This window comes from Polyangium sp. 15x6, assembly GCF_029960785.1.
Lineage (GTDB): Bacteria > Myxococcota_A > Polyangia > Polyangiales > Polyangiaceae > Polyangium.
Genome location: NZ_JASBQE010000013.1, coordinates 112065 through 136749 on the forward strand (window position 1 = coordinate 112065; position 24685 = coordinate 136749).

Genomic DNA, 24685 nt, shown 5'->3' on the forward strand with positions numbered 1-24685 from the left:
CACGTTGACCGTGCCGTGGTAGGCTCAGGCGTGCACGACGATCGGGCGTCCCTGCCCCGCCAAACCTCGCGCCGCGGCGCCGCCCTCGCCCTCCTCCTCTCCACCGCCGCCTGCGGCCGCGTCGGCTCCCGTGCCCTCGAACCACGCCCGAACGCTGGCCTCTCCACGCGCGGCGCCGGTATCTCGGCCCGTGTCGAGCGTATCCACGTCGGGTACTGGCAACAGAGCGCGAACACGCGCGTCGACGTGCACGTCGTCAACGAGGGGAAAACGCCCCTCCACGTCGAGCCTGAGCGAATCGAGCTCGCCGTGCTCGGGAGGCCGTCTCCGCTCGTCTCCGCTTCCGTGGTCGAAGGCGACGAGGACCTCGCGCCCGGCGAAGGTGGCACCTATCGCCTCACGCTCCCGCGCGCGCCGATCGAATCCGGCGCCCCGTACGTCCTCCGCCTCCATCCCGCCGTCCATGCACCCGCCGACGCGCTCGAGCCATTGCCGCTCGTGAATCCGGCGAAGCCGCACCTCGGGTATGGGCCTCCGGCCGATTCCACGTGGGTCTTCGTCGCTCGCATCGGCGGCGGCGCCATTCGACGGGATGACGTCACGGCGGGGCTCGGCGGGTTCGAGGTCTTCACCGGGCCGCAGTTCGGTCGATTCTCCTTCGGCCTCAGCGCGATGATCGGCGCGGGCTCGATCGGCGGCGAGGTGCGTTATCGTTTCGAGCCGGCGAAGGTGCTCGCGATCGTCCCGTTCGCCGGGTACGGGTATTATCCCATCGCGGGGATCGTCGGCCTGAACGCGGGGCACGGGGGACGCGTCGGCGCCGAGCTCCAGTTCTCGCTCGGTGAGGTCACGCGCTTCGGATGGGCCCGGAGCGGCAGCCGCATGGGCCTCTTCGCCCATGCCGGGCCCGTGTACCTGCGTGTCACCGATTCGGTGGGCGTCGCTGCACAGGGTGGCCTCACGTTCGGTTTTTTCTAGCATCGTTTCAATCGGAATCGAACCGGACATCTGGTAGCATGATCGGCCGGATTGCTTCGGAGGTTCCTTCATGACGCGTGATAGGCTCTGGTTTCTTTTCCTCGCGGCCGCCGTCTCCTCCGCGGGCGCGATCGCCGCTTGCGGCGGCGGCGGCGATACGAGCGGCGGCGCGGCGGGCAGCGGCGCCTCGGGGCCGGACGCCGGTTCGTCGTCCGGCGGCGGCGGTTCGGGCGGCGACGGTGGTTTCATCAATTTCCCCGACGGCGGCGAGCAGGCGCTCGTGATCGAGCCGCAGGATCCGATCCTCGACGTGGCCGGCGCGCCGGGCACGCTGCCCTTCAACGCGAAGCTCACCGACGGCTCGAATCCCGGCGCGATCGATTGGTTCCTCGACGATGTCACCGTGGGGACGATTGGCACGGACGGGGTCTTCGCTTCCGGCGGCTTCGTCGCGGGCAAGGCCAAGGTCACCGCGAAGAGCGGGCAGCTCGAGGCGAGCACGACGATCACGGTGCGCGTGAAGATCGCCGAGAATGCCGGCAATCTCTCGACCGACGATCAGACGAAGCTCGACACCGGCGGCAATGCCGAGCCGGGCTTCCGGTGGCTTTATCCCTACGACAAGACCGTCTTTCCCCGCGGCCTGGCGGCTCCCACGCTCCAGCTCGCCGGCAATGCGGACGCCGTGCTCGTGAAGATCAACGTGGGCGATTTCGAGTACAAGGGTTATTTCGGCGCCTCGGCCCCCGCGCGGGTGGATCTGCCCGCGGCCGTCTGGAAGGGCGTCACGCAGAGCGCCGGCCCGAGCGATACGGTCTCCGTGACGGCCACGAAGCTCGCCGGCGGCGCCGCGACCGGCCCCGTCACGCAATCATGGCGTATCGCGCAGGGCAGCCTGAGCGGCATCGTATATTACAACACGTACGTCTCGAAGCTCGCGAACGGCGGCGCGGTGATGCGCATCAAGCCGGGCTCGAACGCGGAGGTCCTCCTCGGCGGATGCAATGTCTGCCATTCCGTCAGCGCGAATGGGAACGTGCTCGCGGCGGGCGTCAACTGGACGGTCGACAATCCGCTCGACAGCGCGACGTACGATCTCACGCCGGACGGCACGGCCTCGCAGCGCTACCTCGACAACGACGGCCGGAAGTTTTCTTTCGGCGGGCTGACGCCGGATGGGACGTACATGATCACGAACGGCATCCCGGGGAGCGGGTCGCCCGTGCGCGGTTTGGCCGGGGAGTATCCGTCGCGGCTCCTCGACACGAAGACGGGCGCCGACGTGGGGGCGTCCTCGTTCACGAACGCCGTGAAATACGCGCTCACGCCGGCATTCTCCCCCGACGGCAAGCACGTCGCGTTCTCCTGGTACGACCCGACGCCCGGACGAACGCTGGCCATGATGGACGTCGACCTCTCGCAGTCGCCGCCTGCATTCTCGGCCCTCACCGAGCTGCTCGCCGTGCCCTCGGGCATCGTCGGCTGGCCGAGCTTCACGCCCGACGGCGCCGCGGTGCTCTACCACGCGGGCGATCGCTTCGACACCGCGGGCTTCGGCGCCACGCCTTCGTATGGCGAGGTCTTCCTGGTCGAGACGGCGACGAAGGCGGTGAACAAGCTCGCCGCGCTGAACGGCTACGACGAAAATGGTCAGTTCTACCTGCCGTTCGGCGACGCCGAGGAGGCGCGCCTGAACTACGAGCCGACGATCCTGCCCGTCCCGGTCGGCGGGTATTACTGGGTGTTCTTCACGAGTCGGCGCGTCTACGGCAACACGATCGGCCCAGGCGGGACGGTGCCGGAAGGCGCAAACAAGTGGGGCAAGTACGAAAACAACGTCGAGACCCCGAGCCCGCGCAAGAAGCTCTGGGTCGCCGCGATTGACATCGATTACCAGGGCAAACCCGATCCGAGCCATCCTGCATTCTACCTGCCGGGTCAGGAGCTCGAAGCGGGCAACATGCGCGCATTCGCCGCGCTGGAGCCCTGCAAGGACCTGAATCAGCCTTGCGAGTCCGCCGCCTCGTGCTGCAACGGCAACGTGTGCCGCCCGGCCGACGTCGACGGCGACGGCACGAAGGAGCTCGTCTGCGTGCCGCCGCCCGCGAACGAATGCGCACAAGAGGGCGAGTCCTGCGAGACCGCGGCAAACTGCTGCACGCCTGGGTCCCTGTGCATCAACAATCGCTGCGCGGTCCCCACACCGAAGTGAGGTCGAGGCGCACGCCTCCGGCCTGATCCACACCGAAACCAGGGCGGCTCCCGGCGCACCGGGACGCCGCCCGTCAAGTCCCCCAGCATATTTCACGGGCAGCCGTGAGCGGTTACGGGTTCTCTGGAGGCTCGTCCGTTTCAACGGATGATGCTTCGGGGGAAACCGAGGCGTCTCTCCTGGCACGCGAGATGCTCATTGGTTTCTTGCATGTCGTCCCCGGGAAGACGCTTGGTGTCGTGTTGCGTTTTCGCTCTGGGAGCGGCGCTCGGGCTGCCCGGGAGTGCCGCGGCGGTGGAGCCGAAACCTCCGGTGGAGATCTCCGGCTCCCCCGGCAATGGGGTGACGGTCAAGGTCGGGGACGTGTTCTCGTTCAATGCCCGGAGCCGGATCCAGCTTCGTTACCAGATCAACGTGCCTCCTGCGGATGATCAGGGCGAGCGAAATTTCCAGCAGATCGTCAACATCGGGACGGCGCGCCTCTGGTTCTCTGGCCACGTCTATCGGCCCGAGCTGACCTACATGATTCAGCTCGCCATTGCTGGACGTGACTATCGTGACGGCGCGACGTCACCGATCTTCGACGCTTATATCGACTGGAAGATCCACCGCGATTTCAATGTCCGAGCCGGGCAGTTTTTCGTTCCGTTCGATCGATTGCGCACGGTCCGCGAGTTCGCGCTGCAGATGGCCGACAGGCCCGTGCCCGTCGGGGAGCTGACGCTCGATCGCGATGTGGGCATCACGTTTTATTCGGAGAACTTCCTCGGGAAAGAATCGCCGGTCGCGTGGCGGCTCAGCGCGTTCGGCGGAGGCGGGACGAACCTCACGACCTCGCGGGAGCCCGGCGCGCTCTTCGTGGGGCGGCTCGAGCTTCGACCGCTCGGCAAGATCGACGATGACTCCGAGGGCGATCTCGACCGCAGGAAGAAGCCGGGCCTTGCGTTCGGCGGCGCGTTCGCGGCGAACTACAATACGAATCGATTGCGGAGCACGACGGGCGCGACGTTCCTCGGGGGAACGACGGATTATCTGCACGCCGCCGCCGACCTCGTGTTCAAGTGGCGCGGGTTCGCGCTCCAGGGCGAGTATCTGTGGAAACGCGCGGACGTCGATCGGATCGAATCCACGGACGAGGACGGCAATCCGCGCACCGAGTACACGCGCTCGGGCCAGGGCACGGTGTTTCAGGCCTCGTACGTGTTCGATCCGCCGATCGAGATCGTGGCGCGGTTCTCACGATTGTACGCGTTCGGAGGGACGGATCCGAAGCTCGTCGCCGAGGTCGAGAGCCGCGGGCAGGAGATCGGCGTCGGGCTCAACTATTACTTCAACAAGCACAAGATGAAGCTGCAAGCCGACTGGATCGCCCGGATGTCGCACGATTTCGATTTCGAGAAGGCGAACCACGTGGCCCACGTCCAGCTCGACGCGACGTTCTGAGCGCGCGTGCGTTCAGCGGTTCGGCTGCATCGAGGGCTCGGGGGCGGAGGGGTCGCGGAAACGCGACCACTCGATGCCGAGCTTGCGCATGCGCGCGCGCAGCGTGTGCGGGTTGATGCCGAGCAGGCGCGCCGCGCCGTACGGGCCCTCGATGCGGCCGCCGCGCGCGGCGAGGGCGCGGCGAATGTGCGCGGCCGTCGCCTCGTCGAGGGTGACGATTTCATCCGCGTCGCGGATGGGCGGGCGCGAGGGCGGTTTTACGGTGGGGCCCCCGAGCGCGGCCGCGAGCTCGAGGCGCTTGCCATTGCCGAGGATCGCGCCGCGCTCGATGACCGCCGCGAGCTCGCGCACGTTGCCCGGCCACGTGTATCCCCGGAGCAGCTCGATGTCGGCGGGCGTCGGCGTGAGCCCGGGGCCGCCGAGGCGTTTGCCCGCGTGCTCGGCGAAATGCGCCGCGAGGGCCGGGAGGTCTTCCATGCGGTCGCGCAGCGCGGGCAATCGAATGGGGAAGACGCTCAGGCGATACCAGAGGTCCTCGCGGAAGGTTCCTTCGGCCACCATGTTTTCGAGGTGCCTGTGGGTGGCCGCGACGATCCGCACGTCCATGCGGATTGTCTCGTGGCCGCCGACCCGCTCGATCGTGCTCTCCTGGAGCACGCGGAGCAGGCGCACCTGCGCCGCGCGGGGCAGCTCGCCGACCTCGTCCAGGAAGAGCGTGCCGCCGTCCGCGCGCTCGAACCAGCCTTTGCGTGTGCCCACCGCGCCGGTGAACGCACCGCGCTCGTGGCCGAAGAGCTCGGAGTCGATGAGCTCGGAGGGAATGGCGCCGCAATTGACGCGCACCACGGGCCCGTGCGCCCGCCGCGAGCGCGCGTGGATGGCCCGCGCGATGACCTCTTTCCCGGAGCCGGTCTCGCCCAGCACGAGCACCGGCGCGTCCGTGGGCGCCACCTGAAGGACGCGCTCCATCACCGGCTTGAGCCCGGCGGATGCTCCGATCACGAACTCGCTCATGTCCATGGTTTCCTCGGGAGGTTCAGATCTCGTAATCGGGCACGAAGACGCGCACCCTGCGCGGGGAGACGTGGACGGTGTCGCCCGAGCGCAGCCCGAGCGCGGCGAAGCGCTCGGGGGTGAGCTCCACGTTGATCAATTGATCCGAGTCGAGCGCGCGGAGCTCCACCTTGGTCCGGGATCCGGTCGGATTCACGTGCAGGACCTTCGCCGCGAGGCTGCCCGCCTCGGTGGGATGATGCTCGATTTCGAGCTCGTGCGGCCGCACGTAGACGGCGGCGTCGCGCGCCTCGGGGTGCTGATAATCGGGGTAGGCGACCTTGAGGCCCGAGACGACGGCCTGGCCGCGCTCGACGCGGCCGTGGAAGACGTTGACGTTGCCGAGGAAGTCCATGACGAACGCATTCGCGGGGCGCTCGAAGACCTCGGCCGGCGCGCCGACCTGCTCGATGCGGCCTTCGTTCATGATCACCACGTGATCGGCGACCTCGAAGGCCTCTTCCTGGTCGTGCGTGACGAAGACGCTCGTGACCTGGATCTCCTCGTGGAGCTTGCGCAGCCATTGCCGGAGCTCCGTGCGCACCTTCGCGTCGAGCGCGCCGAACGGCTCGTCGAGCAAAAGCACGTTCGGCCGCGCCGCGAGCGCGCGGGCGAGCGCGACGCGCTGCCGTTGCCCGCCCGAGAGCTGCGCCGGATAGCGTGATCCCAGGCCTTCGAGGCGAATCAACGCGAGGAGCTCGTCGACGCGGGTCTGTCGCTCCTCTTTGGGGACCCCACGCACGCGGAGGCCGTATCCGATGTTCTCGGCGATCGTCATGTGCCGGAACAGGGCATAATGCTGGAAGACGAAGCCCACTTTTCGATCGCGGGCCTCGTAGTCGGTGATGTTCTCGTCGTGGTAGAGGACCGTGCCCCGGTCGGCGACCTCGAGGCCCGCGATGATGCGCAAGAGCGTGGTTTTCCCCGAGCCGGAGGGGCCGAGCAGGGCGAGGAGCGAGCCGCTCGGGACGTCGAGGCTGACGTCGTGGAGGGCCCGGAAGCTGCCGAAGTTCTTGGATACGCCCTGGATGCGAATGCTCATGGATGCGCTCCCGTGCGGCGGCCCTCGTCGGATTGCGGGATGCGATCTTCGAGCTTGCGCTTGACGACGAGCGTCGTGATGGCGAGCAGCGTCAGCACGGACGCGACCGCGAACGATCCCGGCATGTTGTACTCCTGGAACAGCTTTTCGATCCGGAGCGGCATGGTGTCGGTCTCGCCGGCGATGTGCCCGGAGACCACGTACACCGCGCCAAACTCGCCCATGGCGCGGGCGTTGCACAGAATGATGCCGTACACGAGCCCCCATTTCACGTTCGGCACCGTGACGTGCCAGAACATCTGCCAGCCGCTCGCCCCGAGGCTCAGCGCCGCGAGCTCCTCGTCCGCGCCGATGGCGTTCATCACGGGGATGAGCTCGCGCGCGACGAAGGGAAAGGTCACGAATGCGGTGGCGAGGACGAGCCCCGGCGTGGCGAAGATGATCTTGAGGCTCTTGTTCGAGGGCCACACCTCGAAGGCCTGCTGCCCGAGGACGAGGAGCACGAAGACCGTGGCACCCGCGAGGGCGAGGGCGAGGGGAGACGTTTTCCAGAGGCCACGCCGCGCGCGCGGGTGGCTCGGCCGAAATACGAAATAGGCGACGGCGAGGAGGAGGACGAGGATCGTCGCGACGAGGTACGGCATGATCGCGTAGCCGTCGCGGCGGAGGAAGGCCCCGAAATAGCCTTGCAGGCCGAAGATGAGCACGAACATCAGGCCGGCGACCACGGGGGAGACCGAGAAGGGCAGGTCGATGAGGGCCGTCAGCAAGGTGCGTCCCGGGAAGGAAAAACGCGCGATCGCCCAGGCCGCCGCGACGCCGAAGATCACGTTCGCCGTGACCGCGATGGGGACGACGGTGAGCGTCAGGCCAATCGCGTGGCGCGTGTCCGGATCGTCGACGAGGTTTTTCCAGTAGACCCCCGCGCCCTCGGCCAGGGCCCCGGCGAATACGTTGGCAACGGGTATCACGATCAGCACGCCGACGACGGCGACCGCGAGCCCGGTGAGGCTCCATCGCAGCCACGCGGGATCCTGCTGCGCCCGCCGGATCTTCGTCGCTGTGGCCTTGGCTCGCGGCGCGTCTCGGACCTCCGCCGTCTCAACGGTCATGGCGCCGGCTCCAGCTTTCGAGGAGGTTGATCACGAGCAGCATCGAGAACGAAATGACGAGCAATACGACCGCGATGGCCGTCGCCTCGCCATAGGCGAACTCCTCCAGGCGCGCGACGATCAGGATCGGGGCGATCTCCGTCTTGAAGGGCATGTTCCCCGAGATGAAGACGACCGAGCCGTATTCGCCGATGGAGCGGGCGAACGCGAGGGCAAACCCCGTGATCAAGGCCGGATAAAGCGTCGGGAGAATGACGAGCGCGAACGTCTGCCAGCGCGTGGCGCCCAGCGAAGAGGACGCTTCTTCGGCCTCCGGATCGATGTCTTCGAGCACGGGCTGTACGGTCCGCACCACGAAGGGCAGGCCGACGAAGACCAGGACGAGCACGATCCCGAGCCGGGTATACGCCCCGCGGATCCCGAGGGGGACGAGATATCGGCCGAGCCAGCCATTCTCCACGTACAGGCTCGCATACACGAGCCCGCCCACCGCGGTCGGCAGCGCCAGCGGGAGGTCGACGAGAGCATCGAGGATACGTTTGCCTGGGAACGTGTAGCGCGTGAGCACCCAGGCGATGAGCCCGCCGAGGACGACGTTCACGAGCGCGGCGACGAACGAGGTCCCGAAGGTCAGGAGATAAGCGGCGCGCGCGCGTCCGGTCCATACCGCGCCCAGGAAATCGTGCACCGAGAGCGACCCGGCCTTGACGAAGACGGCCGTGATCGGCAGGAGCACGAGCAGGCCGAGGTAAAAGACCGTATACCCCAGGGTGAGGGAAAAACCCGGGAGCACTCTGCGGTTCACGCTCGCCATCCGCGGCTACTTCTTCGGGCTGTAGATGGTGTCGAAGACGCCGCCTTCGCCGATGAACTGCTTGTGCGCGTCGGGGAAGTCCTTCGCGATCTCGGTGATGGCGAAGAGCCGGATCTCCGGGAAGATCTCGGCGTGTTTTTTCCGGATGGCGTCGTTCGTCGGCCGGTAGAAATGCGTAGCCGCAATTTCTTGCCCCTCGTCGGTGTACGCGAACTCGAGATACGCCTGCGCGACTTTGCGGGTGTTCTTGCGGTCGACGTTGCCGTCGACGAGGGCCACGTGGGGCTCGGCGCGGATGCTGATGGGCGGATACACGAGCTCGAGCTCGCCCTTGGCTTCGCGTACTTCGAGGTGGGCTTCGTTTTCCCACGCCAGGTGGACGTCGCCGATCTTTTTCTGGACGAACGTGGTGGTCGCGCCGCGCGCGCCCGAATCGAGGACGGGGACCTGCTTGTAGAGCTCGGTGACGTACTTGATCGCGTCGTCGCGGGAGCCGCCGCGCAGGACCACGGAGCCCCACGCGCTGAAGAAGGAGAGGTAGCCGTTGCCCGAGGTCTTCGGGTTCGGCGTGATCACCTCGACGCCGGGCTTGACGAGGTCCGGCCAATCCTTGATTCCCTTCGGATTGCCCTTGCGCACGACGAAGACGACGGTGGACGTGTACGGCAAGGAGCGCGAGGGGAACGCGCCCACCCAGTTCGGCTGGATGAGCCCCTTTTTGCTGATCGCGTCGGTATCGAGGAACGAGGCGAGCGTGACGACGTCCGCTTCGAGCCCATCGATGACGGCGCGCGCCTGCGTGCTGGATCCGCCGTGCGATTGCTTGATGGTGACCTTCGTGCCCGATTCTTTCTCGTAGGCGGCGATGAACTTCTCGTTCAGGTCCCGCCAGAGCTCCCGGGTCGGGTCGTACGAGACGTTCAGGAGCTCGACCTCCTTGGTCGCGCCCCCGGGCTGCGACTTGCCGCAAGCCGAGAGCCCGAGCGCGCCCACGATCAAGGCGGTGATCGCCGCGCGTCGGCCCGCCCTCCCACCAGTCGGATTGTGCGCCACGATGATGAGCTTATGTCCGCTATAACGGATGTGTCCAGTGAAATTTACTGCCTGTCCGTCATGGCGGATGATATTGTGTGGTGTGAGACACCGCGTGGGTGGCGCGGGCGATTGACGTGTGTGCGTGGTCCGGGTATTCGGGGGGAATGCCGACGCGAATCGATAAACTTGCCGCACCGCTGGTCGTCCTTCTTCTGCTCACCGGTTGCGGAGGCGGAGAAGGAGGCGGGAGCGGTGGAAATGGGAGCGGGAGCGGAGGCGCTGGCGCGGGCGGGAGCGGAGGCGCAGGCGGGGTCGGAGGCGCAGGCGGGGTCGGAGGCGCAGGCGGGGTCGGAGGCGCAGGCGGAAGCGGCGGCGCGGGCGGCAGCTCCGTGAGCCCCGAGCCGCCCGCGGAGCTCGTTCATTACGTGACGGGCAACGACGCGGACGCGGACGTGACCCCCGCGGGGCCGGGCCTTGTCTTGATGGGCGGCTCGACGGACGTGGACGCCGCGTTCACCTGGTGGAAACCACGCATCGCGGGCGGCGATGTCGTCGTGATCCGCGCCTCCGGCGCCGACGGGTACAACGAGTATCTGCAGGAGCTCTCCGCCTCGGATTCGGTCGAGACGATGCTCGTCACGAGCAAGGCGCTCGCGAACAGCGAGTACGTGAAATGGCGCGTCGAGCACGCCGAGGGTGTCTTCATGGCCGGCGGCGATCAGGCCGATTACGTGAACTTCTGGCGGGACACGGCCCTCGCCTCGGCGCTCGCCTCGGTCTGGCAGCGCGGCGGCGTGATCGGCGGCACGAGCGCGGGCTGCGCGGTGCTCGGCGAGTTCGTCTTCGCGGCCTACGAGGGGAGCGTGTACTCGGACGAGGCGCTGCTCGACCCGTACAATGTCTACATGACGATCGAGCGCGATGTCTTCGCGTTCCCGCCGCTCGCCGGGTTCATCACGGACACCCATTTCGTCCCCCGCGATCGCATGGGCCGCCTCGTCGGCTTCCTCGGGCGGATCCTCGCGGACGGCTGGGCCCCGAAAGCCAAGGGTATCGGCGTCGACGAGGAGACCGCCGTCGTGATCGACGCCCAGGGCAAGGGAGAAGTGATCGGGGAGGGGAGAGTGTATCTCGTGGTGGCGGACGAGAAGCCCACGACCTGCGAGGCGGGAAAGCCGCTCGAGTATTCGGGGTTGTCCTATCACCGGCTCGCGGCCGGCGATACCTTGGACTTCCCGTCGGGCGAGACGAGCGTGCCCGCCGAGCCCCTCGGCGCCGCGAACGGCGTGACGAGCCCGGCGGACCCGTATTGAGTCGAATCAGGGCAGCGCTTTGAACTGCGTGATCATCTTCGCCCAGACCGCGGGCGTCACGCCGACCTCGAGGTGGCCGTACGGCACGCCTTCCTGCTTCGACTTGGCCGTCTTGTTCGCGCTGGTCCAGCCCTGCGTGAGCTGATCCCGCGCCGCGACGCTCACGTCGAAGAGCACGCCGTCGCCCTTGGGATCACAGGTCGGGCAGGCCATGCCGTCGATCTCGAAGACCTGCCCGCTCGCGCCGCCCGACGTGCCGTGCAGCACGTACAGGTAATCGAGGCTCGTGCTCAGGCCCCGCGCCCGGAGCCGCTCGATGAGATTGCCGCCCATCTCCATGACGGCCTTGATGCCGATGCCGTCCATCAGCTTGTACTGCGCGTAGCCGAGCGAATACGACTCGGCGGTGAGGCTGTCGTAATAGAGGTGCTTGGCGCGGCAGGCGGACGCGGGATCGTACGCGGTGGCGCGGCAGGTCGTGTGACCGGCATCATCCATGATCCAGCCGGCGCCGCCGAAGACGTTCGCCGGGTTGTAGTTCGTCTTGATGGCGATCCAGTCGCGCCACTTCGTCTCGTCCGTGTCGAGCGTGGACCAGTCGTAGCTCACCGGGTCGTCCTGCCGGTTCGGCAGCGGGTAATACGGGCGCAGATCGTAGGCGACCTGCATCTGGCCGAGGTAGGCCGAGACGAGCTTGCCCGTGTCGTCGACCGAGCCCCACATGGCCAGGTTGTACTTGTCGAACGTGTAGCCCGAGGCCGAGGCGCCTTGCTCCGTGTTCAACGTCTTCAGCGACTTCGGAGCGAGGGGGATGCCCGTCGCGTCGAGGCCCGTGATGTTCGACGTGTAAATGCGGCGCCAGTAATCGAGCCACGTGCCGCCGCGGTTCTCGCAGACCGAGTACGCATACGGGTTCGGGAAGATGTCGTTCGGCGAGTCCGCATACCCCCACGTCACGCATTGCACGGCGGACATGTAGCTCCAGGTCACGGGCCCCTGGCCGAGCGGGGCGTTCTCCGCCGTGCTGTAGATGAGCAGCGGGTTGAACGGGTGGCGGAAGTTCAGGTCGATGCCGAGGTGCGGGCCGGAGAGCGCGACGTAGGTGCGCACGTCCTTGCGGAAGTTCGGCACGCCCTGCGACTGGAGCGCCGCGAGCTGCTCGAAATACTTCGGGCCCCAGTCGGTCCAGAGCGCGGGGCTCTGCATGTAGAGGTCCGCCGCGACGACGCCCTTGCTCCAGGCGACGAGGTTGACCTTGGGCCTGCCCGTGAGCGAGCGGATGCGCGAGAGCGCGTTCGCGATGTGAATGGCCTGGTTGAAGTTGTCGCCGTGGAAGTTGCCGAACGTCGTGGCGTACGTGCAGAACCCTTCCGCCTCGAGCGCCTGCACGAAGCCCGTCGCCTGCGTCATGCCGGGGTAGAGCTTGCCCGTGCCGTCGTCGCCGCTCGGCCGGAGCCAGACGTTCGCGTTTTGCATGGCGCCGTGCACGAGGAGCACCGGGGCCTTCGTCTTGTCACACTGATCGAGCGCGGTCTTCGGACCGTAATGCAGGAGCACGAAGCGCGCCTCCGGGCGCGTGGGCCCCTTGTCCGGACAAGCGGTGGCCGAGGTCGAGCCGACGGTGCCGGCGCAGGCGTTCTTGTAAAAGAGGTTGAACCCGTCGACGAGCTGCTGGTTCAGGGCGCCGAAGTAGGTGCGCAGCGGATAGGTGGAGTCCTCGAACGTGTCCTGCCACCGCCCCTTCGCCGTGCGCAGGTTGTAGCCCTCGGTGCGGAACTTCTGCCGACCTTGGAGGAGCTCGATCTTGCCCCAGGACCAGCTCGGGGGCGTGATGGAGCCGACGACCCCGTAGCTCTGCGAGAACGTCGTGGTCGCGGGGGGATCGAAATAGGCCTCGTAATCGGAGGTGAACGTGATGGCGGAGGAGACGTCGCCGATCTCGTCGTCCTCGCCCGGCGCGAGGTCGTCATCGACGGACGACGCCACGCAGCCCATGGCGGAGAATGCCGCGAAGAGGGCCGTGAGCGCAAACGAACGACGGGGAAGCGAAGATTGCAGCATGGAAACCTCCTGGGCAGCGCCCGCCAGGGAACCCGGGTTGTGCAACCGCAGCAACCACGGGGCATCCATGCTTATCGGTGATGCGGGGGATTTTCAAGCATCGTTCGAACCGGGAGGTCCGTTTGATGCTGCGCCTGCGAAGGAGTATCGGTAGGGGAGCAATTGCCGCACTGCAAAACTACGTCGGATGTGCGTGCTGCGACGCAGCATGGAGCGGCGCGTCGTCAGCCGCGGATCTTCTTCGCCATTTCGGCGACGCGCTTGCCGAGGTACGTCGCGTGCGCGATGTCGTGCTCGGTGGGCGCGCCGGTCGTCGTGACGGAGGGGCCGTAGGGGTTGCCGCCGGACGCGAACACGAGCGCATCGGTGTAACCCGGCGTCACGATGACGCCGCCCCAGTGGTAGAACGTGTTGTAAAGCGCGAGCAGCGTCGACTCCTGCCCGCCGTTCGCGTTCTGCGCCGAGGTGAAGCCCGAATACACCTTGTTCGCGAGTTTGCCCTGGAACCAGAGCCCGCCCGCCGTGTCGATGAACGACTTCATCTGCGCCGCCACGTTGCCGAAGCGCGTGGGCGTGCCGATGACGACGGCGTCGGCCCAGTCGAGGTCCTCGAGCGAGGCCTTCGGCTCGTCCTTCGTCTTGTCGACGAACGCGCGCCACGCGGGGTTTCTGTCGATGGCCGCGTCCGGCGCGGTCTCGGCGACGAGGCGGAGGCGCACCTCGGCACCCGCCGCGCTCGCGCCCTCGCCCACGGCTTTCGCCATGGCGTGGTTGGTCCCCGTCGACGAATAATAGATGATCGCTACGTTCGGCATGGTGGCTATGTACTCCGTCCAGGTCGGATGGTGTGCGCGTACGGTATCACGCAAGATCGAAGAGGAGCACCTCTCCTTTTCCGTGACCGGTGAAGACGAGCTCTTTCTCCCGGCTCACGGCCGCGCCGTCGCCCGCGTGGAGCACGGTTCCGCCGAGCTGCACTTCACCCTTCGCGACGTGCACGTACGCGTGCCTGCCTTCTGCGAGCGCGTAGCGCGCCTCTTCGCCGTCCGAGAGGAGCGCGGCATAGATGCTCGCGTCCTGATGAATCGTGACGCTGCCGTCGCGGCCGTCGCGGGAGGCGATGAGGCGGAGCCGGCCCTGTTTTTCCGCGTCCGAGAAGTTCTTCTGCTCGTAACCCGGCGCGATCCCGCGCGCCTCGGGCACGATCCAGATCTGCAAGAAATGGACGAGCTCCTTGCGCGAGCCGTTGAACTCGCTGTGCGTGACGCCCGTGCCGGCGCTCATGCGCTGCACGTCGCCCGGCCGGATGACCGAGCCGGTGCCCATCGAGTCCTTGTGCTCCAGGGCGCCGTCGAGCACGTACGAGATGATCTCCATATCGCGGTGCGGGTGCGTGCCGAAGCCCTGGGCCGGCGACACGCGGTCCTCGTTGATGACCCGGAGCGACCGGAAGCCCATGTGGGCCGGATCGTAATAGTTGGCGAACGAGAACGTGTGGTACGAGTCGAGCCAGCCGTGGTTCGCATGTCCGCGGTCTTCCGAGCGTCGCAGCGTGATCATCGTGGTCTCCTTCGGTCCCCGGCTTCGTGCGGGGCGCTGTCCGTTCGCCCATCCTGCTAAGCACGACCCGGGCCAAGCCGGGGCAAGCGCTTTTTCCGCGGGAAACGCGAGGGGCGTTCCTCCGGGGCTCTCAAAATGATAGACTCGGGGCTCTCGAGATGAAAACCAGGGGCATGCGGGCCGCCGATCTGCGGCTCTCGGATCTGTTCTCGTTCAGCCCGAAGGGCGGCGTCATGCGGTTCGCGGGCGAGCGCGTGCTCCTCTTCGACGCCGTGGCGCTCGGGCTCTTGCGCAAGCAGCTCATCGAGAGCTTCGGCTACCACGCGGCGCGCGCGGTGCTGACGCGCTTCGGCTACGGGCACGGCTGGCGGACGGCGGAGGCGCTGCGCGAGGAGATCCCCTGGGCCGACGAGCGCGAATGGCGCATCGCGGGCGGACGGCTCCACCGACTCTGGGGGCTCGTGACGTTCGAGCCGGTCGAGCCCGCGGGGCGCCACGGGCCCGAGCCCTTCGCCGACGCGATATGGAACGATTCGTACGAGGCCGAGCAACACCTCCTGCACCTCGGGCAGGCGACGGAGCCGGTGTGCTGGACGCTCGCCGGATTCGCGAGCGGATACCTGAGCCGCGTCAATGGTCGGCCCATCTTCGCGCTGGAGGAGTCGTGCCGCGGGAAAGGCGACGCCGTCTGCCGGATGATCGGGCGGAGCCGCGAGGAATGGGGCGATGCGATCGAGCCGCATCTTTCGTTTTACGAGACGGACTGCCTCGACGCGTCGCTCCGGCACGTGCAGCGAGCTTTGCGGCGGGCCGAGACGCGGCTCTTGCGCGCCGAGCGGCTGCTCGCGGCCGGTGATGACGAGCCCGAGGTGCCGGGGCTCGTGGCGCGGAGCGAGGCCATGCGAGGCGTGGTCACGATGGCCCGGCGGGTCGCCCGGACGAGCGCGACGGTGCTGCTCCTCGGCGAGAGCGGCGTGGGCAAGGAGCGGATCGCGCGGCTCGTGCACGACGCGTCGCCGCGGGTGGGCGGGCCGATGGTGGCGATCAACTGCGCGGCGGTGCCGGAGAGCCTGCTCGAGAGCGAGCTCTTCGGGCACGCGAAAGGAGCATTCAGCGGAGCCGTGACGGAGCGGGCGGGGCTCTTCGAGGCGGCGCGGGGCGGGACGTTGTTCCTCGACGAGGTGGGCGAGATCCCGCTCGCGATGCAGGCGAAATTGCTGCGGGTGCTCGAAGAGCGCGAGGTGCGGCGGGTGGGCGAGAACCGGACGCGACCCATCGACGTGCGGATCGTGGCGGCGACGCACCGGGATCTCGCGTCGGCCGTGGCGCAGGGGCGCTTCCGGCAGGATCTTTATTTTCGGCTGCGGGTCGTGGAGATCGCGATTCCGCCGCTCCGGGAGAGGCCGGACGACATCCTGCCGATCGCGCGGCGTCAGCTCTCGGAGGCGGCGGCGCGGGAAGGGGAGGCGCCGAAGGAGATAGGCAAAGCGGCGTGCCGCGCGCTGTACGAGCACGCCTGGCCGGGCAACGTGCGCGAGCTCGTCAATGCGATGGAGCGGGCGCGGATCCTGTCGGAAGGGCCGACGATCGAGGTGGTCGATCTGCCGCCGGAGATCGGCGGCTCGGCGGCGGTGAGCCCGAGCGGAAAAGGTTTTACGCCGCGCCCGCTCGCCGAGGTCGAGCGGGAGCACATCCTCGCGATGCTCGCGGCCGAGGGAGGCAACCGCAAGGAGGCCGCGGCGAAGCTCGGGATCGGCGTGGCGACCCTCTATCGAAAGCTCAAAGAGTACGCCGAGGGCTAGCCATCACTGGCACGCGCCGCCCAGGAGATCCGCGCCGAGGCATTGCCCGCTCGCGCAATCGGCGTTCGCGTAGCAGTCGACGCCCGGCCCGCCGAGGGCGCAGACGTTCGCCACGCACGTGCCGCCGAGGCAATCGGCGTCCGTCTGGCACGTCTTGTCGTACCGACACGGATGGCAGGCGTCGCCGCCGCAATCGACATCGGTCTCGTCGCCGTTCTGGATGCAATCGCCGCAGCTCGGGCCCGCTTCGCCCTCCTCGCCGCACGTGACGCGCCCGTCCGCCGGCGCGCAGAGCTGCCGCGCCGAGCAGAAGTGGCTCACGCAATCCGACTCGACCCCGCACGCGGCGCCGTCCTGGCACGCCGGACACGAGGTGCCGCCGCAATCGACGTCGGTCTCGTCTCCGTCCTGCACGCCATTGCTGCACGGCTCGGCGCTGCCTTCACCCCCTTCGCCGCCCCCGCCGGCGTCGTCCTCTTCCTTCGCCCCGGCCCCGTTGTTCCCGCTGCCGTCCGCGTTCGCCGGGTCCTTCCACGCCTCGATGCCGAGGAGGTCGGCGCAGCCGGTCACGGACAGAAGCAAACCCAATCCCGCTGCTGTGAAGAAAATGGAACGCATGTTCAGTAGTCTACCGAGCGGAGGCAACGCGCCGCAAGGTAACTCGCAGCGGTCGGATCAGAATTTTCCGATGAGAAGCGCCCCGCCCCCGGTTCGATCGGCCCAGGGCGCCACTTCGTAGTGGAAACCCAGAAGCGACGCGGGTTTGGGTGTCTCGGCGCGCTCGGGGAGCAAGGCGAGCACGAGCGCCGTCACCGCGCCCGCCGCGCCGATGCCAAAGGCGACGTTCGCCACAGTGGCAGACCGGAGCGCGTCCTCGCGGAGCTCGCGCCCGCGCTCGCAGGAGGCCGTCGTGCAGGACTCCTGGATCGAAACCGACGCGGCATTCCGGCTCCCGGCCGAGAGCGCGAAGGCCGCCGCGATCGAGAATCCCGTGAGCCCCACCCCGCCCGCCACGATCGCCCCGACCTTGCGCGGGCCAAGACCCTTGGAGGTCAAAAGGTTGGAGGTCCCAGCATCCAGCCGTGCCGGTTCCTTTTTCGGCGTGGGGACGGGCGCGGGGCGATTCCAGTCGGGGACCTCGACCTCGGCGACCTTGCGCGGCTCGGCCGTGACCGTGGCCCGGAACTCGGGCTTTCCCGGAAGGCGCGCGACGATCTCGTACGTGCCCGGATCGATGGGCTGGGCGACCCCGAGCTCGTCCGCCGAGAGGCGCACGCCGTTGCGGAAGACGGCGATCCCCTCGGCGCCCTTCGGCAACCGCACGAGCAGGCGCGGCAGCTCCGGTTCGAGCGCGCTCGCGCGTTGCCGGGCGAACGCGCCGCGCTCATCGTTCACGGCCTCCGCGCGCCGGGCCGTCTCGCCGTACTCGCGCCACGCGGTCGCGGTACGGCCCTCCTGCTCGTGGCAAGCCGCGAGCAGCCCGAGCGTGCCGATGGCCGGATCGAGCGCGTCGCTCTGGGCGAGCTTCGTGCAAGCCTCGACGAACGCGCCCTGTTCGAGAAGGCGCTTGCCGTCCTGGAAGAGGGTCTCGGCGAGCGTCGCGGCCGCGGTGGGATCCGCGGGCGACGTGAGCGGGGGTTCTTCGTCCGCGCGGGCCGAGGCGGGCACGAGGGCGAGGAGCGACGCGGCGACGAGGACGAACCTATTTGCGCTTGCCACCGAAAATCCCCACGGTTTGCTTGATCGTTTGTGTTTGCTTCGAGGTCTTCGTCGTCGCAGGCGACGTCTTCGTGGACTTCGCCGTGCTCGTGGCCGTCGTCGCGGGCGACGCCGCGGAGGCGAGCGGCGGCGTGGCCGTCGGCGGCGGCGCGGGCGTGGCCATGGGCTCGGGCGCGCGCGCCGCGGGCGTGGCCTCGGGTGGGGTCGTCGCGGCCTCGGGCGGAGCTCCCTGTTGCGTGATGACGACGAGCGAGACGACGAGCGCGGTGGCGACGAGGCCCGAGGCCGCGAACAGCGCCGCGCGTTTTTTCCGGCCCCGGACGTTGCTACCGAAGTCGACGGAGCTCGTGAGGCCCGCGTGCGTATGGGCGGGCGCGCGCGGGAGCGTGACCGCCTGGTCCGTGGGCACGCGCGAGGGGCGCGGCAGCGCGGCGGTCTCGACGCTCGCCGTGCCCGCGAGCATGTGGACGATCCGCGTGGCCCGCGCGCTCGCCTCGGGGCCGCCGAAGGGCGCGATCGCCTCCGCGAACGCGCCGAGGTCCGGGAACCGCTCGTGCGGGCGCTTCGCGAGGGCGCGCAGGAGCGCCTCTTCGAGCCACGCCGGCACCTCGGGGCGTTTTGCGCGCACGCGTGGCGGCGGCTGCGTGGCGATGACGACGATGAGCTGCGTGATGCTCTCGGCCTCGAAGGGCGGCGCGCCCGCGAGCATCTCGTACAGGATCATCCCGAGCGCGTGCTGATCGCTGCGCGCGTCGACGTTCTTCGTCGACTGGATCTGCTCGGGGGACATGTACTGCGGGGTGCCGAAGACCGCGTCGGTCCCGGTGATCGAGGCGCTCTGCCCCGGCGCCTCTTTCGAGAGGCCGAAGTCGAGCACCTTGAGCACGCGCGGGCGGAGCGGGCGCTCGGCGAGGAAGAGGTTCGCCGGCTTGAGATCCCGGTGCACGAGGCCCTGCGCGTGCGCGGCCGCGATGCCCTCGCAAGCCTCGAGCGCGAGGTCGACCGCCTCGGCGACGGGGAGTTTTCCGCGACGCGTGAGCTCGGCTTCGAGGTCGTGCCCGTAGAGCCGCTCCATCACGAGGTACGGCGCGCCCGTCTCGGTCTGCCCGACGTCGCTCACGCGCGCGATGTGCTCGGAGGGCAAGGTCGCGGCGATGCGGGCTTCGCGGAGGAAGCGCGTCACGACGTCCGAGGAGAGCGCGACCGACGGGTTCAGGAGCTTGATGGCCACGGTCTGGCCGAGCGCGAGGTGCGTGGCTTCGAGGACCACACCCATCCCACCGCAGCCGAGTTCTTGCTCGACACGGTACTTCCCCAGCAGGATGGTCCCCGGCAGCGGCGCCACCATCATACTCACGACAGACGCTATCACGGCTCGTGTACGGCCGAAACAAGCTCGTCGTCGCGCATGCGTCGGGACGGACGTGTCATGAATCCGTCACCCGCCCCGGGCGTCCGCGGACGAACCGTTGCCATTGGCGACGCACGGGGAGGGGCCATCGACGGAGGTTCGAGGGGCCGGACGATGCCGAAACGGGGGTGTCTGCGATTTCCGACGCCGGTTGGTTCGTGGACAAAGGTCCGAATCCGTGTTTCATGATTGACATGCCGAGTCGAGCTTACCGCACCACGATGGGCCTCCTGGTTTCCTCCGCCTGGCTCAGCCTCGCGGCATTTCAAGCGGTTTCGTGCGCGGAAGGGGGAGAGGTCGGCACGGGCGCGGCCGGCGCGAGCGGGTCGCAGAGCGGGAGCGGCGGCCGCGGCGGCGACGGGGGCAGCGGCGGGACCGGGGGCGATGGCGGTTCGGCAGGCATGGGGGGCGCAGGCGGCGCGGGCGGCAGCGCGGGCATGGGCGGAGCCGGCGGTGACAGTGGCGCCGGCGGGGAAGGCGGAGCCGGCGGCGTGGGCGGTACAGGCGGCGTGGGCGGTACAGGCGGCGTGGGCGGCACAGGCGGAGCAGGGGGCGCAGGCGGCGCGGGCGGCGGGCCCGTGGCTGGGCTCGAGCTCTGCGTGCTGAACGACGCGGGCCCGGAGGGCGCTTGCGCGAGCCCCGAGGAGCTCGCGTATGGCAGCGTGCCCGCGGGGACGACCCGGATGCGCCTCTTCCGCGTGGACAATGCCTCGAACGCGACCGCGTCGTTCGAGTCGGTGAGCGTGGCGAACCCCGACTTCTCCGTCGCGGTGGTCCGGTTCGTGCCCGACGCGCCGAACCCGCCGATTCGCGTGCCCGTCACGTTGCCGTTCGACCGGCCGCCCGGCACGTCGCTTCATTTCGAGGTCACGTATACCTCGCCCGGTCTCGCCGAGCCGCTCGACCCGCTCGACGTGCAGGTCACGGCGAAGATCGGCGGCGCTCCCACGCCCGACGTCCTCGTGCCCATCGTCGGGACCGCGGAGGGCTGCCCGCAAGGCGAGGCCGTCTGCGACGCGGATCCGAACAACGGCTGCGATACCGACATCATGACGAGCACCGACCATTGCGGTGGCTGCGATCAGGCGTGCAGCTTGCCGAACACCACCGCCGTCTGCGTGGCTGGATCTTGCAAGCCCGGCGCGTGCACCACGGGGTTCGGAGATTGCAACGACGTGGCCGGTGACGGCTGCGAGACGGACGTGACGAGCAGCGTGGCGCATTGTGGCGCTTGCAACGCCGCCTGCGATCTCCCGAACGCGACCGAGGCGTGCATGGGGGGCATGTGCGTGCCGGCCGCCTGCTCCGCGCCGTTCGGCAATTGCGACCAGATCCCCGGCAATGGCTGCGAGACGGATCTGCAAACGACCCTCGCCCACTGCGGCGCGTGCAACGCCGCGTGCGACCTCGCGAACGCCGCCGAGTCCTGCGTGTCCGGCACCTGCACGCTCGGCGCCTGCGACAGCGGGTTCGGCAACTGCGACGGCACGAGCGCGACCGGCTGCGAGACGAACTTGCAAACGAGCCTCGCCCATTGCGGCGCGTGCAACGCCGCGTGCGACCTCGCGAATGCCTCCGAGTCCTGCGTGTCCGGCGCCTGCACGCTCGGCATCTGCGCCGGGGGATACGGCAACTGCGACGGCATGCCTGCGACCGGCTGCGAGACGAACTTCCTCAACGACGCGTCGAACTGCGGCGGCTGCAACAACAATTGCGGGATGCTCATCCCCAATGCGCAATCGACGTGCTCGTCCGGCATGTGCCAGCTCGTCTCCTGCTTGCCCGGCTATTTCGACGTCGACGGCTCCCCGCAGAACGGCTGCGAGTGCCAGTTCGTCGGGGCCGATCTGCCCGACGACGGGTTCGCCGACACGAACTGCGACGGCATCGACGGCGACGCGTCCGCGGCTGTGTTCGTCGCGAAAACCGGCAGCGACCTGAACCCCGGCACGCGCGAATCTCCGATGGCCACGATCTCCGCCGGCATCTCGAGGGCGGTCGTGCTCGGCAAGAAGCAGGTGTACGTGTCGCAGGGGCTCTACGACGGCCGCATCGCGCTGGCGAACGGCGTGTCCCTGTACGGCGGGTACTCGGCGCAGAACAACTGGGCGCGGAGCGCGGCCTACGTGGCCACGATTCAATCGAGCGCCGTGCTGAACGGCCGCGTGAGCGCGGTCGAGGGCAAAGACCTCGTCACGGCGATGACCGTCGACCGGATGACGATCCAGACGCTCGACACGAACACGGCGGGCATCTCGAATTACGCGATGTATTGCAACAACTGCACGTCGCTCGTCCTGAAGAACAGCTCGCTCTCCGCCGGCGCGGCGGGGGCGGGGGCGGCCGGGGCGGTGGGGACGGCCGGCGGCATCGGCGGCAACGGGGCCGCGGGAGGGCCCGGCGCCTGCGATTCGAGCACGCCGGCCGTCGGCGGCTCGGGTGGGACGAGCGTGTGCAGCCGGACCGGCGGCCTCGGCGGCAAGGGCGGCGACGCGGTCGCCGGCGGATCGGGGCTCTCGGGCATCGGAGGCACGCCCGGCGGAATCGGCGGCTCGGCGGGCAACACGGGAACGGACGGCGGGGGCGGCCAGAATGGCGCGGCGGGGGCGAACGGCGGAAATGGAGCGGGCGGCAGCGGCGGATCGACCGCGAGCCTGTTCTGGGTGGGCACCGCGGGCGTCACGGGCGTGACCGGCACGCACGGCAATGGCGGCGGCGGCGGCGGCGGCGGCGGCGGCCAGAGCGGGGCGTTCGTCATCAATGGCACAGGCAACGGCGGAGGAGGCGGCGGCGCGGGCGGCTGCGGCGGCACCGGCGGCGGTGGCGGCGGCGCGGGCGGCGGATCGTTCGGGCTCTTCGTCCTCAATTCGAACGGATTGGTCCTGTCGGGCAATACGATCAAGAGCGCGAAGGGCGGGAACGGCGGCAGCGGCGGCGCGGGCGCCGCGGGCGGAGCCGGCGGCGGCGCCGGGAATGGCTCGGCGGCCTGCACCGCCGAGGTGGGCAAGGGCGGCAATGGTGGGACCGGCGGCAAGGGTGGCAATGGCGGACACGGCGGCGGCGGCGCGGGAGGCCCCTCGTTTGCCGTGTATCGTGTCGGCAGCGCCCTCGTCTCGGTCACCGGCAACACGCTCACGCCCGGCACCGGCGGTACCGGCGGCACTTCGCCCGGCAACGCCGGCACTGCGGGCGCGTCCGGGCAGGTGCTCTGAGCGCCTCTCCAGGATTTACGGCCGGCGCGCCCGTCGCCTAGACTCGCGCGCCGGGGCGCTCGTGCGTCCGAGGGAGGTGTCCGTGTCCATTCGTTCGTTTTCTGCGATATCGCTCGTCGTGGTGATGCTCTGCGCTGTCGGGTGCAAGAAATCCGACCAGGCGACCAGCGGAGAGGCGAAGCCCGAATCCGCCGAGGGGAAGGCCGCGTCGGGGCAGAAGCCCGCGGGCGAGAGCGCGGCGGCGCCGTCGAGCGGCGGCGCGGACACGGACGCGGCGAAGGCGCTGCTCGAACAGTTCTTGAAGCCCGGCGTCGATCACGCGGCGCTCACGAAGCCGCTCGAGCCGACGGCCGAGGATTACAAGGCCGTCTTCAAGGAAGAGGCCGCGGGCAAGCTCGAATCGCATTACAAGAAGATGTGGTCCGACCCGAACGCGGCCATCAAGCCGAACGAGGGACAAACCCAGCTCCTTCTCTACTCGGCGACGACGGAGGAGATCGCGACGGGCCAGGGCGACGGGCCGAATTTCCCCGGCGGATACAAGAAGGCCGTGGAGGCGATGAAGCCGGGCGTGCGCTGGTATCGATTCAAGTTCGTCAAGCCCGGCGAGACGCTCGGCATGGCGTTCGACGGGCTCACGTTCGTGAATGGCAAATGGCGATTCTTCCCGAAGCCGTGGCGCGGGCTCGAGGGATCGTGACGGGATAGGAGACCCCATCCCGCCCTGACTCAATGTAGATCCGAGAGGAGCTTGTCCGCCGTGAGTTTGTCGGCGGCGAGCCCGCCGAAGTACCGCATGAGGCCCACCTCCTCGTACCGCGGCATGATCCGCGGCGAGAGCAGGCCGATCTCGCGCAGGTTCGGCACGAGGCGGCTGAACATCACGGTCCGGAACTCGTTCATCCCTTGCGACCGGTTCACCACGTTTCGCCACTCGGCGCGCGTCATCCGGCCCTCGAACCACTCCTCGTAGACCTCGTACGCGGCGAAGCGGTTGCGCATGAGCAGCGCGACCTCGAACGACCAGTCTTCGCGCTCCTGCCGCTCGCGCTCGGTGATGTGCTTCGTGAAATGCTCGCGCAGCGCGCACACGCCGTAATGCACGTGCCGCGCCTCGTCCTGGATGACCATCTTGAGGACCTCCTTCAAGAGCGGCTCCTTCGTCTGCTTGTACAGCGTGCTGAACGCGCCGAGCGCGAGGCCCTCGACCATGATCTGCATGCCGAGGAACTTCATGTCCCAGCGGCCGTCGGTCATGAGCGAGTCGATGATCACGAACAGGTTGTCGTTGATCTGGTAGAGCTTGTTGAGCTTCGTATCGAGGTAACGATTGAAGACCTCGACGTGGCGGCCCTCGTCCATCACCTGCGTGGCGCCGTAGAGCTTGCCGTCGAAGAACTGGACGGCCTCGGTCACCTGCGCGGCGGCGAAGAGCGCGCCCTGCTCGCCGTGCAAGAACTGGCTGAGCATCCAGGCGCACATGCTGTAGCCGAGCTCCGCCCGCTCCTTCTTGTCGAGCTTGATGCCGAGCGCCTCGATGTCCTCGAAGCAGAGGAACTCCTCGGGGATGAGCGGTCGCTCGGGATCGAGCGGATCGACGCTCGTGTGCCAGGGCAGATCGTCGCCGTTCCACTGGCCGACCTTGGCGCGGCGGTAGAGGTCCGCCATCTCGGGCTGATCGTTCGGGTAACTCCAGTCGAAATGGGCCGTGTGCGTCGCGGGCATGTTCGTCGGCGTGCCTTGCTTGCCGCGGTGCAGGAGCAGGCCCCGCACGCTCGAGGGGCCGAGCGCGCCGAGCACCTTGGGATCCTTCACCGAGAACAGGACCTCCATGGCCTCGAAATACGCGTCGATCTGCGATTGCATCCTCGGCGGGAGGAACCTCGTGAGCCGGCTCGTGTCGAACATGATTCGTCTC

The 24685-nt window shown here is 68.6% G+C and carries 19 protein-coding genes; 7 read left to right on the forward strand and 12 right to left on the reverse strand.

Annotation, left to right across the window (positions count from 1 at the left end):
* Window positions 1-30 precede the first annotated feature (30 nt).
* The 3 genes from QHF83_RS12690 to QHF83_RS12700 all read left to right on the forward strand — a co-directional run bounded on the left by QHF83_RS12690 (window position 31) and on the right by QHF83_RS12700 (window position 4633).
* Window positions 31-978: a hypothetical protein gene (locus QHF83_RS12690; RefSeq protein WP_282418060.1), complete on the forward strand. Its 948-nt coding sequence runs from the start codon at window positions 31-33 to the stop codon at window positions 976-978.
* Between the two features lie 70 nt (window positions 979-1048).
* Window positions 1049-3190 carry a hypothetical protein gene (locus tag QHF83_RS12695; protein ID WP_282418061.1) on the forward strand — a complete coding sequence of 714 codons (2142 nt, stop codon included), beginning with the start codon at window positions 1049-1051 and terminating at the stop codon, window positions 3188-3190.
* Window positions 3191-3484: 294 nt separating this feature from the next.
* Window positions 3485-4633, forward strand: a complete 1149-nt coding sequence (locus tag QHF83_RS12700; RefSeq protein ID WP_282418062.1) for a porin — start codon at window positions 3485-3487, stop codon at window positions 4631-4633.
* Between the two features lie 12 nt (window positions 4634-4645).
* On the opposite strand, the gene QHF83_RS12705 is transcribed toward QHF83_RS12700, so the two are convergent.
* The 5 genes from QHF83_RS12705 to QHF83_RS12725 are packed head-to-tail and all read right to left on the reverse strand — an operon-like array spanning window position 4646 to window position 9707.
* A complete protein-coding gene (locus tag QHF83_RS12705; RefSeq protein ID WP_282418063.1) occupies window positions 4646-5647 on the reverse strand; it encodes a sigma-54 dependent transcriptional regulator in 1002 nt (333 codons plus the stop codon).
* A 22-nt stretch (window positions 5648-5669) separates the two neighbouring features.
* A complete protein-coding gene (locus tag QHF83_RS12710) occupies window positions 5670-6728 on the reverse strand; it encodes a sulfate/molybdate ABC transporter ATP-binding protein (protein ID WP_282418064.1) in 1059 nt (352 codons plus the stop codon).
* Window positions 6725-7840 (reverse strand): ABC transporter permease subunit, encoded by a 1116-nt coding sequence (locus tag QHF83_RS12715; RefSeq protein ID WP_282418065.1) that lies wholly within the window; start codon window positions 7838-7840, stop codon window positions 6725-6727. The genes QHF83_RS12710 and QHF83_RS12715 overlap by 4 nt, the downstream gene beginning before the upstream one ends.
* Window positions 7830-8654, reverse strand: coding sequence for a sulfate ABC transporter permease subunit CysT (gene cysT, locus QHF83_RS12720; RefSeq protein ID WP_348980441.1), 825 nt, complete (start codon window positions 8652-8654; stop codon window positions 7830-7832). Before cysT ends, QHF83_RS12715 begins: the two co-directional genes overlap by 11 nt.
* 6 nt (window positions 8655-8660) lie before the next feature.
* The gene (locus QHF83_RS12725) at window positions 8661-9707 is read right to left on the reverse strand and encodes a sulfate ABC transporter substrate-binding protein (protein ID WP_282418067.1); all 1047 of its coding nucleotides are present in this window, start codon (window positions 9705-9707) and stop codon (window positions 8661-8663) included.
* Window positions 9708-9853: 146 nt separating this feature from the next.
* On the opposite strand from QHF83_RS12725, the gene QHF83_RS12730 reads away from it, so the two are divergent.
* A complete protein-coding gene (locus tag QHF83_RS12730) occupies window positions 9854-11002 on the forward strand; it encodes a cyanophycinase (RefSeq protein ID WP_282418068.1) in 1149 nt (382 codons plus the stop codon).
* Window positions 11003-11008: 6 nt separating this feature from the next.
* On the opposite strand, the gene QHF83_RS12735 is transcribed toward QHF83_RS12730, so the two are convergent.
* The 3 genes from QHF83_RS12735 to QHF83_RS12745 all read right to left on the reverse strand — a co-directional run bounded on the left by QHF83_RS12735 (window position 11009) and on the right by QHF83_RS12745 (window position 14623).
* Window positions 11009-13063 (reverse strand): hypothetical protein, encoded by a 2055-nt coding sequence (locus tag QHF83_RS12735; RefSeq protein ID WP_282418069.1) that lies wholly within the window; start codon window positions 13061-13063, stop codon window positions 11009-11011.
* Window positions 13064-13287: 224 nt separating this feature from the next.
* A complete protein-coding gene (gene wrbA / locus QHF83_RS12740; protein ID WP_282418070.1) occupies window positions 13288-13878 on the reverse strand; it encodes an NAD(P)H:quinone oxidoreductase in 591 nt (196 codons plus the stop codon).
* A gap of 46 nt (window positions 13879-13924) precedes the next feature.
* Window positions 13925-14623 (reverse strand): pirin family protein, encoded by a 699-nt coding sequence (locus tag QHF83_RS12745; RefSeq protein WP_282418071.1) that lies wholly within the window; start codon window positions 14621-14623, stop codon window positions 13925-13927.
* A 158-nt stretch (window positions 14624-14781) separates the two neighbouring features.
* Here QHF83_RS12745 and QHF83_RS12750 point away from each other — a divergent pair, with 158 nt between their 5' ends.
* The gene (locus QHF83_RS12750) at window positions 14782-16425 is read left to right on the forward strand and encodes a sigma-54-dependent Fis family transcriptional regulator (protein WP_282418072.1); all 1644 of its coding nucleotides are present in this window, start codon (window positions 14782-14784) and stop codon (window positions 16423-16425) included.
* Window positions 16426-16428: 3 nt separating this feature from the next.
* Here the strand turns inward: QHF83_RS12750 and QHF83_RS12755 are convergent, their stop codons facing one another.
* From QHF83_RS12755 to QHF83_RS12765, 3 genes are read right to left on the reverse strand one after another with little or no spacing between them, the layout of a single operon-like run.
* Complete coding sequence (locus QHF83_RS12755; protein WP_282418073.1) at window positions 16429-17043, reverse strand: hypothetical protein; 615 nt, start codon at window positions 17041-17043, stop codon at window positions 16429-16431.
* A 57-nt stretch (window positions 17044-17100) separates the two neighbouring features.
* Complete coding sequence (locus tag QHF83_RS12760) at window positions 17101-18144, reverse strand: hypothetical protein (RefSeq protein ID WP_282418074.1); 1044 nt, start codon at window positions 18142-18144, stop codon at window positions 17101-17103.
* Window positions 18128-19495: a serine/threonine-protein kinase gene (locus tag QHF83_RS12765; protein WP_282418113.1), complete on the reverse strand. Its 1368-nt coding sequence runs from the start codon at window positions 19493-19495 to the stop codon at window positions 18128-18130. Before QHF83_RS12765 ends, QHF83_RS12760 begins: the two co-directional genes overlap by 17 nt.
* 254 nt (window positions 19496-19749) lie before the next feature.
* Here QHF83_RS12765 and QHF83_RS12770 point away from each other — a divergent pair, with 254 nt between their 5' ends.
* Window positions 19750-22767 (forward strand): hypothetical protein, encoded by a 3018-nt coding sequence (locus QHF83_RS12770; protein ID WP_282418075.1) that lies wholly within the window; start codon window positions 19750-19752, stop codon window positions 22765-22767.
* An 82-nt stretch (window positions 22768-22849) separates the two neighbouring features.
* The gene (locus tag QHF83_RS12775; protein ID WP_282418076.1) at window positions 22850-23467 is read left to right on the forward strand and encodes a hypothetical protein; all 618 of its coding nucleotides are present in this window, start codon (window positions 22850-22852) and stop codon (window positions 23465-23467) included.
* 29 nt (window positions 23468-23496) lie between these two features.
* Here the strand turns inward: QHF83_RS12775 and QHF83_RS12780 are convergent, their stop codons facing one another.
* A complete protein-coding gene (locus tag QHF83_RS12780) occupies window positions 23497-24675 on the reverse strand; it encodes a ferritin-like domain-containing protein (protein ID WP_282418077.1) in 1179 nt (392 codons plus the stop codon).
* Window positions 24676-24685: the final 10 nt, after the last annotated feature.

What these genes read in the sequence shown, in the direction of transcription:
- QHF83_RS12755 (WP_282418073.1), bottom strand. Translation starts at nt 17,043, where the DNA reads ATGCGTTCCATTTTCTTCACAGCAGCGGGATTGGGTTTGCTTCTGTCC.
- QHF83_RS12715 (WP_282418065.1), bottom strand. Translation starts at nt 7,840, where the DNA reads ATGACCGTTGAGACGGCGGAGGTCCGAGACGCGCCGCGAGCCAAGGCC.
- QHF83_RS12780 (WP_282418077.1), bottom strand. Translation starts at nt 24,675, where the DNA reads ATGTTCGACACGAGCCGGCTCACGAGGTTCCTCCCGCCGAGGATGCAA.
- QHF83_RS12730 (WP_282418068.1), top strand. Translation starts at nt 9,854, where the DNA reads ATGCCGACGCGAATCGATAAACTTGCCGCACCGCTGGTCGTCCTTCTT.
- QHF83_RS12745 (WP_282418071.1), bottom strand. Translation starts at nt 14,623, where the DNA reads ATGATCACGCTGCGACGCTCGGAAGACCGCGGACATGCGAACCACGGC.
- wrbA (WP_282418070.1), bottom strand. Translation starts at nt 13,878, where the DNA reads ATGCCGAACGTAGCGATCATCTATTATTCGTCGACGGGGACCAACCAC.
- QHF83_RS12735 (WP_282418069.1), bottom strand. Translation starts at nt 13,063, where the DNA reads ATGCTGCAATCTTCGCTTCCCCGTCGTTCGTTTGCGCTCACGGCCCTC.
- cysT (WP_348980441.1), bottom strand. Translation starts at nt 8,654, where the DNA reads ATGGCGAGCGTGAACCGCAGAGTGCTCCCGGGTTTTTCCCTCACCCTG.
- QHF83_RS12750 (WP_282418072.1), top strand. Translation starts at nt 14,782, where the DNA reads ATGAAAACCAGGGGCATGCGGGCCGCCGATCTGCGGCTCTCGGATCTG.
- QHF83_RS12710 (WP_282418064.1), bottom strand. Translation starts at nt 6,728, where the DNA reads ATGAGCATTCGCATCCAGGGCGTATCCAAGAACTTCGGCAGCTTCCGG.
- QHF83_RS12705 (WP_282418063.1), bottom strand. Translation starts at nt 5,647, where the DNA reads ATGAGCGAGTTCGTGATCGGAGCATCCGCCGGGCTCAAGCCGGTGATG.
- QHF83_RS12695 (WP_282418061.1), top strand. Translation starts at nt 1,049, where the DNA reads ATGACGCGTGATAGGCTCTGGTTTCTTTTCCTCGCGGCCGCCGTCTCC.
- QHF83_RS12765 (WP_282418113.1), bottom strand. Translation starts at nt 19,495, where the DNA reads ATGATGGTGGCGCCGCTGCCGGGGACCATCCTGCTGGGGAAGTACCGT.
- QHF83_RS12770 (WP_282418075.1), top strand. Translation starts at nt 19,750, where the DNA reads ATGCCGAGTCGAGCTTACCGCACCACGATGGGCCTCCTGGTTTCCTCC.